Below are 9,032 nucleotides of genomic sequence, written 5' to 3' on the forward strand. Positions count from 1 at the left end.
GTTTTCCAGGGAGGCACCCGTTGTACGAAGGGGTCGTTCAGAACCTGATCGACGAGCTGGGCAGGCTGCCCGGCATCGGCCCCAAGAGCGCGCAGCGGATCGCCTTTCACCTGCTGGCCGCCGACCCGGCCGATGTGGACCGGCTGGCCAAGGCCCTCAAGGAGGTCAAGGACAAGGTCCGCTTCTGCCGGGTGTGCGGGAACGTGGCCGAAGAGGAGGAGTGCCGCATCTGCCGGGACCCCCGCCGTGACCCCGCGGTGATCTGCGTGGTGGAGGAGTCCAAGGACGTCGTCGCCATCGAGAAGACCCGCGAGTTCCGCGGCCGCTACCACGTGCTCGGCGGGGCGATCAGCCCCATCGAGGGCGTCGGCCCCGACGATCTGCGGATCCGGGAGCTGATGCAGCGGCTGGCCGACGGCACGGTCACCGAGCTGATCTTGGCCACCGATCCGAACCTGGAGGGCGAGGCCACCGCCACCTACCTGGCCCGCCTGGTCAAGCCGTTGAACCTCAAGGTCACCCGCCTGGCCAGCGGCCTGCCGGTGGGCGGCGACCTGGAGTACGCCGACGAGGTCACCTTGGGCCGTGCGTTCGAAGGACGGAGGCTCCTCGATGTCTGACATTCCCGCCCAGCCCAGCAGTTCCCGGGAGTGGGAGAAGCTCGCCGAGCGGATCGCCGCGCACGTGCGCACCTACCTGACCGGTCTGGAGGCGGTGGCCCGCGGGGAGGCCGCCTCCCGCACGGTCCCCGTCCTGCTGCTGGAGGTCTCCCAGGTCATCATGGCCGGCGCCCAGCTGGGCGCCAGCACCGACGTGATCCCGCCCGACAACTGGGAGCCGGAGGTCGGCCCCGACCCCGATCTGGACGGCCTCCGCCAGGGCCTGGCCGAGAGCCTGGCCGTGGTGGACGACTACGTGGAGGTCTTCGACCCCTACAGCGACACCGAGCCCACCGCCTACCGTCTCTCCGACGACCTGGTGGACGTGGCCAGCGACCTGATCCACGGCCTGCGCCACTACGAGCAGGGCCGTCCCCTGGAGGCCTTGTGGTGGTGGCAGTACTCCTACTTCAACCACTGGGGCAACCACGCCGGCGCCGCCCTGCGCGCCCTGCACGCGGTCGTGGCGGGCGCCCGCCTGAAGGTCGCCGAAGAGGTCACCCCCGCCTAGGGCGCGTCGTCACGGCAGTCGGACGAAGCCCAGCGGGCGCGGCGATGCCTGGCAGATCACCCGGCGGAACGTCGCCGGCGCTTTCTGGGGACTTCGACGACAGGCCGCAGCGGCGTCGCGCAAGCCCGGTGTGCCGGGACGTCCCGGCACACCAGGGGCACGGGTCCGCCGCTACCCGCCGCCGGGCCCCAGCCGCGCCCACGCGGCCTGGCTGTAGACGATGCGGTAGCCGCCTTGCAGCACCGCGAGCGCGATCGGCCACCAGTGCAGCGCACACCACCACGACCCGTTCTGCGCCCGCACCACGGCCGGCACCGGCGAGTCCGCATGGACGATCGCCTCGCACGCCTGCCCGAAGGGCGCCACGTCCACCCAGTAGACCGCCTTCTCAGCCTCCCTCGGTGAACTCCGTCCACCCGGACCGCTCACGCCGAAACCGCCATCAGCCCCAGCCGGACCATGATCTGCCGCCACCGGCCGCACTCGCCCGGGGCGGCGCCTCGCCTCCGGCCGCCCGCCCGTCCGACCGAGACGCAGGACGAGCCCCCGACCGGCGCCCGGGACACCGCCGCCCCCTGAGGCGCCCGCCCCACGCCCCTGTCCGTCGCATGAGGGGGCACAGGACGAAAGGACCTCCCCGCCTCGTCCCGTTCACCCGGTAGGACATCGGCGGAGCCGGGAAAACCGCGTCGGGCGGACGCCCGCCCCATCGGGGCCTGCCCGCCCGAGCGTCCCCGCCCCGAACGGGATCGCTCGGGATGCCGCCGGTAGTGCTCGGCGAGCCGCCGCGCCAGCCCCGACGCCGTGGGCGCCTCCACCAGCCGCGCCGCCCCGACCGGCGCGGCCAGCCACAGCCCGGACGCCTCTCCGTACCAGCAGGCGCACGCGGGAACATCGCCCGCAGCTCCGCCAACTGCCGCCCGGGATCCACCGGCGGGACGCATCGCGCAAAGCGCGGCACTACAGTTGGGCTCACGTCAGGACCTGCCTTCCTGGCCAGGCCCCGGGGCGAGTGTGCCAGCGCCGCCCGGAGCCGTTTTCGTTTCCGCGGTTACGAACACCTTGCAACCAGTAACCATAGGCCGCGGTATGCCGCGGCCTATAGCGGTATGCCGCTACCGACCTATCCCCGCAGCTCAGAGCCGCCCTACAGTGATCACATGTCCGGTGTTCCGCCGTTCGCTCCCAAACCGTCGGCGTACCTCTACATGGAGGTCGCCGACCACATCGCTGCACGGATCGCGGCCGGTGAGCTACCGCAGGACGCACGCCTGCCGGGAGAACGTGAACTGGCCGAGGAGTACGGTGTAGCGATCGGCACCGCCCGCCGTGCAGTGCAGGAACTGCGCGAGCGCGGGCTTGTGATCACCGTCCCCGCAAAGGGAACCTTCGTGCAGCGAAACACCTCCGAAGACACCGGCAAGGCCGCTGAGGCATAGCACGCGCCAGATATCACCAAAGATGTGACCATCGATCCGACCGCAGACCGGCCCGTATACCACCAGGTGGCCGATATCCTCCGCGAGCAGATCCGCAGCGGTCGGCTCCAGCCGGGGCAGCCGCTGCCGTCCGAGCCGCATATGGTGGCCGAGTTCGGCGTGGCCCGATCAACTGCTCGTCAAGCTCTGGCGGTACTGCGTGCCGAGGGCCTGGTCGTCACCGTGCCGCGGCAGGGCACGTTCGTGCGCGCTACCGAAGCCTCCAAGGTGGTCACATTGGCGCCGGGAGACGAGGTTGAGGCGCGCATGCCCAGCGTGAACGAGCGGCGGCAGATGCGCATCCCGGAAGGGGTTCCGGTCTTCGTGGTGACCCGGCCCGGTGAAGAGCCCCGAACGTACCCGGCGGATCGGATCCGGCTACAGGTTCCCGGTGAGGACGGCTGAAGATCTCAGCCCGTCGCCCTGCCCGATCAAGGTCCTTCGGGGCGAAGGGCTGGTAGAAGCGGTCCTCGGCATGGGCGTCTACGTCGTGGACCGGTCGGGCCGGGAAGCACGGAGCAACATCGATTGACCACCTGCAGCCGCGCGGGAAGGGCCCATGGAGCCGTACGTTGCCTGCATGAGCGTTCCGCCGTTCCAGGCCGACCCAGAGGGACCGACGTACGTCTATGTCCAAGTGGCCGACCACATCGCCGCGCGCGTCGCAGCCGGCGATCTGGTGCCCGGCCAGCGGCTTCCGGCAGAGCGGGATCTCGCTCTGGAATATGGGGTGGCGTACCTGACGATCCGGCGCGCTATGCGAGAGCTGCGAGAGCGCGGACTTGTGATCACCGTCCCGGCAAAGGGGAACTTCATCCAGCCGAACGCCACTGAAGGCGCCGGCGAGGACGCCGAGGCATAGCGCGCACCGGATATTCCCTGGCCGCAGGGCGGTTCGGGGGCGCCGCTCAGTGGTCGAGGTGGCAAGGGCGGTCTTGGGGGTATCGGGGTTGGTGCGGAACCGGCGGGCGTGTTCGGCGTGCCCGGCGGGTGAAGGCGGCGGTGGTCTGGTTCGGGATCGCCGCTGCGAGTGAGCGGTCTGGAAAGCGGTTGGTCGCCGAAAGTTCGTCGTTCGTGGTCATGGGCCGCCTCCGCCGGGGACGGGCGCGTCCTGAGAGGCGGGGTGATCGAGATGGCGGACATGGAGTCGGTGGCGACCGGAGGGCGGTCCGGGCCGTTCTGGGACGGTGTGCGGGGGCGGGTGCCGATGCCGCCCGCGGCGGCCACGTTGGGGTTTGAGTTCATCGACGCGGACGTCGACGAAGGCACCATCGAGGTGGCGTTCACCGCGACCGAGGAGTTCACCAACCCGCTGGGCAACGTGCTGGGCGCCTTTTTGGCCGCGATGCTCTACGACACGGTGGGGCCGGCGCTGCTGGCCACGCTGCGGCCCGATCAGTTCCAGTCCACCGTGGAGCTGAAGGCGAGTTTTCTGCGTCCGGTCCGGCCGGGGCGGCTGGTCGGCCGGGGACGGGTGGTGCACCGCGCGGGCGATCTGGCCTTCTTGGAGGCGTCCCTCAGCGACCAGCATGAGGTGACCGTGGCCACCGCCACGGCCACCGCCCGGGTCATCGGGTTGGAGGAGGCGTTGTCGGCGGCCTGAACTCCGGCTGGTCGAGCACGCGCAGCCAGCTTCCGTCCGGCTGGCGGCGGACGACCTGGGCGCGGGCGCCGGCGTCGTCCTTGGGCGGGGTGGCGGTGAGCGCGATGTCCCCGCTGATCAGGGTGGGCAGCGGGGGTTCGGGCTCGAAGTGGGGGCGGGAGGCCAGGACCTTCTCCCACAACTGGCGGATCGCCTCCCGGCCCACGGTCTGGCTGCCGGGCGGGTAGGCCATCACCGCGTTCTCCTCGTAGAGGGCGGCGACGCCGGTCGCGTCACCGGCGTTGGAGCGCTCGACGAACAGACGGGTGATGTCTTCGGGGCGCATGGCCTTTTCGTACTTGTCGTAGTCGGGCACGGCTGCCTCCTGGCATCGGGATCTCTTGTCGTCTCCAGCCTGGCCGCCGCCGATCTAGAAGTCCAACAGATAGTTCTGATGGAAACTAGAATCTCTAGTTATGGAGCTGCGGCAGCTGGAGTACTTCGTCGCGGTCGCCGAGGAGCGGAACTTCACCCGGGCGGCCGAGCGGATGCACATCAGCCAGTCCGGCATCAGCGCCCAGATCCGGCAGCTGGAACGAGAGCTGGGCGCCGAGCTGTTCGACCGGTCGGCGCGCACCATCACCCTCACCGTTGCCGGAAAAGCCGCGCTCGAACACGCCCGCGCCGCGCTCGCCGCCGCCCGGGCGGTCGGCCGGGCGGTGGAGGAGACGGCCGGGCTGATCCGGGGACGGCTCGCGGTCGGGATGGTCGTCGGCTGCACCATTACGCCGCTGTTTGAGGCGCTGGCCGGCTTCCACCGGGCGCATCCGGGCGTGGAGCTGTCGCTGCGGGAGGACGACTCCGACCAGCTCATCGAAAGCGTCCGCTCCGGCGCCCTCGACCTGGCCCTCGTCGGCACCGCCGCCCCGCCCGATGGCTTGGAGACGCTGACGGTCATCAGCGAACGCCTCGTCGCGGCCGTCCCCGCCGAGCACCCCTTGGCGGGACGAGGCCGCATCACCCTGCGCGACCTGGCCGACCATCCGCTGGTGTGCATGCCGCCCGGCACCGGGTTGCGCACGGTGCTCGACCGGGCCTGCGCCGCCCGAGGACTCGGCCTGAAAACCGCCCTGGAGGCCGGCGCCGCCGACGCCATCGCCGATCTCACCGCCCGCGGCCTGGGCGTGGCCGTCCTCAGCGAATCGATGGCCCGCCACTACCGCGACCGGCTCACCGCCCTGCCCATCGAGGACGCCACGGACCCCGCCCTGCTGGCCCTGGTCTGGAAGCCCACACCCAACCCCGCCGCGCGCAAACTGCTCGCCCACTGCCGCAAGACCTTCGCCACGTGGCCTCAGGCCCTGGGGGCGTGAGTCCGGCGGGGCGCCCGGTCCCGTACCGCCCCGGCCTGCGAGCCCTTTGCAAACGCCGTTCCCGCAGGCCGAAACGGGGGCGGCGTCGTGACTTGCAACGTCATGGCCTCGGACACCGTCCGGGCTCCCGTCCCCGCCCTCCGAAGACCACCTGTTGAAAAGACTCAGCGCGTTGAAGACGCCCACTGACTGATGGGCTCACCCTGGAACCTGGCGGCCAGGCATGCGGCATCTGGCAGCCGCCGAACTCTGCGAGGCCTCCGGCTCCGGCCGGAACGCGTCCGGATCGGCCGTCTTGACCTTGTCGCAGCGTCAACGTTTGTACTGAAGGCATGCGGATCGGCGAGATCGCGGCGCTGGTCGGGGTGTCCACCCGGACCGTGCGGCATTACCACCGGCTGGGGCTGCTGCCGGAGCCACGGCGGCTGGCCAACGGGTACCGGGACTACCGGCTGCGGGACGCGGTGGCGCTGGCCCGGATACGGCGGCTGGCCGAACTGGGCTTGTCGCTGGCGGAGATCCGCAAGGTGCTCGCCGGCGACCAGGACCGGGATCTGCGGGAGGTGCTCGCGGAGCTGGACGCCGACCTGGCCCGCCAGCAGGAGGCGATCGCCGAGCGGCGGGCCCGGCTGGCGGCGCTGCTGGCCGAGGCGGAGCTGAACCCGGACTCGGCGGTCTCGCCGGAGACGGCCGAGGTGCTGCGCGCCCTGCCCGCCGGGGATTCCTCGGTCGCCGCTCTCGACCGCGACCTGCTGATGCTGATGGACACCGGCGCCGACCCCAAGCAGCGCACCGAAGTGGCCGAGCTGCTGCGCCCCCTCACCGCGCCGGAGACGGCCGAACGGACACGGGTCCTGTATGAGCGGCTGGACGAACTGGCCGACGCCGCCCCCGACGATCCCCGTATCGCCGAACTGGCCGCCGACCTGGCCGACCACATCCCCGACGAGATCGTCTCGCTGCTCGATGACCTGGACGACGGCGAGTCGGCCTCCTGGCTGAAGACGCTGTCGCACGAGCTATCGCCCGCCCAGACCGAGACCTTCCGTCAGACCTTGGCGCTGTTGAAGGCACGCCGGTGACGGGTCGTCCTCTCCACGGCGCTCACCAACGTCCCGCCGCTCCTGACGCGCCTCCCTCCGCCGCATGCCGATCTCCGCGGCCCAGCCGCTCGAGCACCCGCCCGCAGGAAGTGAAACCAGGAGGATGAGCGTTCCTGCGGTGAACCGCTGACCGACGCCGCCGGACGCACCGTCCCTAGTTCGTGGTCGGTCTCCCCCTGTGCCAGATGGACCAAGGCAGTCCGATCCGCTCGCGTATCCGCTCCAGCTCGGCTGTGGACATCTCGTCGGTGACCGATCGCACCGTGTGCACGGTGAACCCAGGACGTTCGGTGACGGTGACCGACTGGTGGATGATCCCGCCGATGAGCGCCTTATGGGTGCAGACGGTATCGGCCACGATCCGATCGGCCGTCTCCATGGACATCCGAGCATCGGACGGGTCGGCCGGCAGCCGGGTCAGTCCTTCGAGCGCTGAGTCGAGCAGCTCGGCCTCCTCACCGCACTCCGCGCGGCCCGCCTCGCCGAGCAGCCCGGCGGTCACCGAGGCTATGGCCGGCTCACCGGCCATCCGGTGCGCCGGCCCTCGGGCGAACCTGTCATGCCACCGGTTCAAGCCCGCGCCGCTCTCGGTGCGCACCAGCACCGCCGACGCCCCGTCCATCGGAACCGCGGTGAGCCGGCCGCTGGTGAAGGGCGCCTGCCAGATCATGGCCTGCCCGGCGATCACCAGCCAGTCGCGGTGCAACGGCACCGGCCCATCGCCATCCAGATCCTCCACGCCACCTGGCATGACCCCCGTCCTGGTGCGCACCACCACGGCAGGCATCGGCAGCCGGACCTCACACGGACTTGGCGGCCCGACCGGCCATCAGCTGCCGCAACGCCGCCCGCAGATCGCTGCCGGCCTCCGTCACCCGGACGAACAATCCGGTCAGCTGCCCGGCGAGCTGCGCATTGAGACCGCCCTCGCCGATACCGCCCGACAGCTGGTGCTCCTCCACGGCCACCACCGCGTTGTCACGCTCGATCAGGACGTCGGTGACCTGCACCGGGTTCATCGCGTTGACCAGGAAGGCCCGCCGGTCGCTGGAGTACTGGATGATCTCCAGCCGCTCCCGTCCGAAGGCCCGGTTGAGCAGCTGCTCGGCGCCCTTGAGGCGGTTGGCGCCCCGGCCGATGCAGGCCCCGCGAGCGTCCACGCTCCTGGTGGTGGACGCCACAGCGATCTTGGTCTTGGTTCCGGCGACTCGCGCGATCTTCTTGATCACCACCTCGCCGGTCAGCAACTCGGGAACGAAACCGCACAGGATCCGTCCGACCAGCTCCGGCGCGGTGGCCGACAGAATCAGCCGGCGGCGGTCGGCCTCCGGCTCATCGGACACCCCGGTGACCAACGCGACGATGGTGTCCCCGGGCCGGAGCCGCGGGGACGAGGCCCCCTCCGGCAGGTCGTAGGCATCGGTCCGGGGCAGCAGCGCCTCCCGGGGCTGGCCGGTGCCGACGTCGTAGACGACACAGCGGAAACCGTCGGGTCCGCTGGACTTGATGTGCCCGGTCACCGTCATACCGACGAGCGGGGATTCCAGACCAAGGTCGCTCAGGATGGTTCCCACCGGTCGTGCTTCCTCTCGTCCTCATCGGCCCGTCGCCGCATCGCCCGCCAGGCCCGCTCGGCACCGCCGGCCACAAGGCCCCTGACCTATAAAGTCCGCATCCCTGCGGATCCGCAACCTCAGGCCGCACGCCCGCGCAGGGACGGCGCGAACCGGAACACCACCGGTCCAACATCAGATCACCAAAGACCCAACAAATGAACACCATCTGCTCGAATCGTCATCAATGAACCGGCGTCCATACCGCCGTCTCAACGGGCGCGCTCACGATGGTCTAGGGAACGACCTGGGGTGATCTTCCCTGCTGGGGACCTGTAGCAGGGACGGAGGTTTCAACGGCCGGCTTCGAACGAGGACAAAGAGAACGCACGCAAGTACCGGATCAAGATCATCACGGCATCGGGCCCGTTCGTCGAGCACGGCGCCGATTCCGATGCGCCCTGCAGCCCGCCTTCCCGTGACCGGGAGCAGCCCTGATCGGTCAGCCTCAAGATCATCTACATCTGGCGCCGCGAGATCATCCGCATGCCCGAGCTCCATCTGGTCACCGACGGCCGGTGCGAGGAGACAAGCTCGTCTACGACATCGAGGAGGGCCGCACCGCGGCCACCCGGCTGCTGGTGGGGGAGACGCTGCCGATCGGCTACGGACTAGCAAGTGGGGCACCGACGCCGACGACCCGCAGGGCGTCTTCCCGATGACCAAGCAGGAGGCCCGGGAAGCGGGGGTAAGCAACCGGTACGACGAGGATG

At 70.4% G+C, this 9,032-nt stretch carries 12 protein-coding genes; 8 read left to right on the forward strand and 4 right to left on the reverse strand.

Annotated elements, in window-relative coordinates:
* Positions 1 to 20 precede the first annotated feature (20 nt).
* A complete protein-coding gene (gene recR / locus TCUR_RS23865; protein ID WP_012855170.1) occupies positions 21 to 620 on the forward strand; it encodes a recombination mediator RecR in 600 nt (199 codons plus the stop codon).
* Entirely contained in the window at positions 613 to 1,170 is a 558-nt protein-coding gene (locus tag TCUR_RS23870) for a DUF5063 domain-containing protein (protein WP_012855171.1), read from the forward strand. The genes recR and TCUR_RS23870 overlap by 8 nt, the downstream gene beginning before the upstream one ends.
* A gap of 171 nt (positions 1,171 to 1,341) precedes the next feature.
* Here TCUR_RS23870 and TCUR_RS23875 read toward each other — a convergent pair whose 3' ends face one another.
* Positions 1,342 to 1,542 (reverse strand): hypothetical protein, encoded by a 201-nt coding sequence (locus TCUR_RS23875; RefSeq protein WP_012855172.1) that lies wholly within the window; start codon positions 1,540 to 1,542, stop codon positions 1,342 to 1,344.
* 788 nt (positions 1,543 to 2,330) lie between these two features.
* Between TCUR_RS23875 and TCUR_RS23880 the strand changes: the two genes are divergently transcribed.
* The 4 genes from TCUR_RS23880 (at position 2,331) to TCUR_RS23895 (ending at position 4,251) form a co-directional block, all read left to right on the forward strand.
* Complete coding sequence (locus TCUR_RS23880; RefSeq protein ID WP_012855173.1) at positions 2,331 to 2,609, forward strand: GntR family transcriptional regulator; 279 nt, start codon at positions 2,331 to 2,333, stop codon at positions 2,607 to 2,609.
* Between the two features lie 24 nt (positions 2,610 to 2,633).
* A complete protein-coding gene (locus TCUR_RS23885) occupies positions 2,634 to 3,053 on the forward strand; it encodes a GntR family transcriptional regulator (RefSeq protein ID WP_012855174.1) in 420 nt (139 codons plus the stop codon).
* Positions 3,054 to 3,228: 175 nt separating this feature from the next.
* On the forward strand, positions 3,229 to 3,510 hold the full coding sequence (locus TCUR_RS23890) for a GntR family transcriptional regulator (protein WP_041442915.1): 282 nt from the start codon (positions 3,229 to 3,231) through the stop codon (positions 3,508 to 3,510).
* 270 nt (positions 3,511 to 3,780) lie between these two features.
* Positions 3,781 to 4,251 (forward strand): PaaI family thioesterase, encoded by a 471-nt coding sequence (locus tag TCUR_RS23895; protein ID WP_012855176.1) that lies wholly within the window; start codon positions 3,781 to 3,783, stop codon positions 4,249 to 4,251.
* Here TCUR_RS23895 and TCUR_RS23900 read toward each other — a convergent pair.
* The gene (locus TCUR_RS23900; RefSeq protein ID WP_012855177.1) at positions 4,217 to 4,606 is read right to left on the reverse strand and encodes a YybH family protein; all 390 of its coding nucleotides are present in this window, start codon (positions 4,604 to 4,606) and stop codon (positions 4,217 to 4,219) included. The genes TCUR_RS23895 and TCUR_RS23900 overlap by 35 nt on opposite strands.
* A 100-nt stretch (positions 4,607 to 4,706) precedes the next feature.
* Here TCUR_RS23900 and TCUR_RS23905 point away from each other — a divergent pair, with 100 nt between their 5' ends.
* Together TCUR_RS23905 and TCUR_RS23910 are read left to right on the forward strand one after the other, a co-directional pair.
* On the forward strand, positions 4,707 to 5,603 hold the full coding sequence (locus TCUR_RS23905) for a LysR family transcriptional regulator (RefSeq protein ID WP_012855178.1): 897 nt from the start codon (positions 4,707 to 4,709) through the stop codon (positions 5,601 to 5,603).
* Between the two features lie 332 nt (positions 5,604 to 5,935).
* Positions 5,936 to 6,685 carry a MerR family transcriptional regulator gene (locus tag TCUR_RS23910; protein WP_012855179.1) on the forward strand — a complete coding sequence of 250 codons (750 nt, stop codon included), beginning with the start codon at positions 5,936 to 5,938 and terminating at the stop codon, positions 6,683 to 6,685.
* A gap of 175 nt (positions 6,686 to 6,860) precedes the next feature.
* On the opposite strand, the gene TCUR_RS23915 is transcribed toward TCUR_RS23910, so the two are convergent.
* Together TCUR_RS23915 and TCUR_RS25245 are read right to left on the reverse strand one after the other, a co-directional pair.
* Positions 6,861 to 7,445 carry a hypothetical protein gene (locus TCUR_RS23915; protein WP_148233118.1) on the reverse strand — a complete coding sequence of 195 codons (585 nt, stop codon included), beginning with the start codon at positions 7,443 to 7,445 and terminating at the stop codon, positions 6,861 to 6,863.
* 61 nt (positions 7,446 to 7,506) lie between these two features.
* Complete coding sequence (locus TCUR_RS25245) at positions 7,507 to 8,280, reverse strand: hypothetical protein (RefSeq protein ID WP_148233119.1); 774 nt, start codon at positions 8,278 to 8,280, stop codon at positions 7,507 to 7,509.
* Positions 8,281 to 9,032: the final 752 nt, after the last annotated feature.

The organism is Thermomonospora curvata DSM 43183 (assembly GCF_000024385.1).
Taxonomy (GTDB): Bacteria; Actinomycetota; Actinomycetes; order Streptosporangiales; family Streptosporangiaceae; genus Thermomonospora; species Thermomonospora curvata.

Bases quoted from the DNA above. Each gene is read 5' to 3' on its own strand.
- TCUR_RS23870 (WP_012855171.1), top strand. From the start codon at position 613: ATGTCTGACATTCCCGCCCAGCCCAGCAGTTCCCGGGAGTGGGAGAAG.
- TCUR_RS23880 (WP_012855173.1), top strand. From the start codon at position 2,331: ATGTCCGGTGTTCCGCCGTTCGCTCCCAAACCGTCGGCGTACCTCTAC.
- TCUR_RS23890 (WP_041442915.1), top strand. From the start codon at position 3,229: ATGAGCGTTCCGCCGTTCCAGGCCGACCCAGAGGGACCGACGTACGTC.
- TCUR_RS23895 (WP_012855176.1), top strand. From the start codon at position 3,781: ATGGCGGACATGGAGTCGGTGGCGACCGGAGGGCGGTCCGGGCCGTTC.
- TCUR_RS23905 (WP_012855178.1), top strand. From the start codon at position 4,707: ATGGAGCTGCGGCAGCTGGAGTACTTCGTCGCGGTCGCCGAGGAGCGG.
- TCUR_RS23910 (WP_012855179.1), top strand. From the start codon at position 5,936: ATGCGGATCGGCGAGATCGCGGCGCTGGTCGGGGTGTCCACCCGGACC.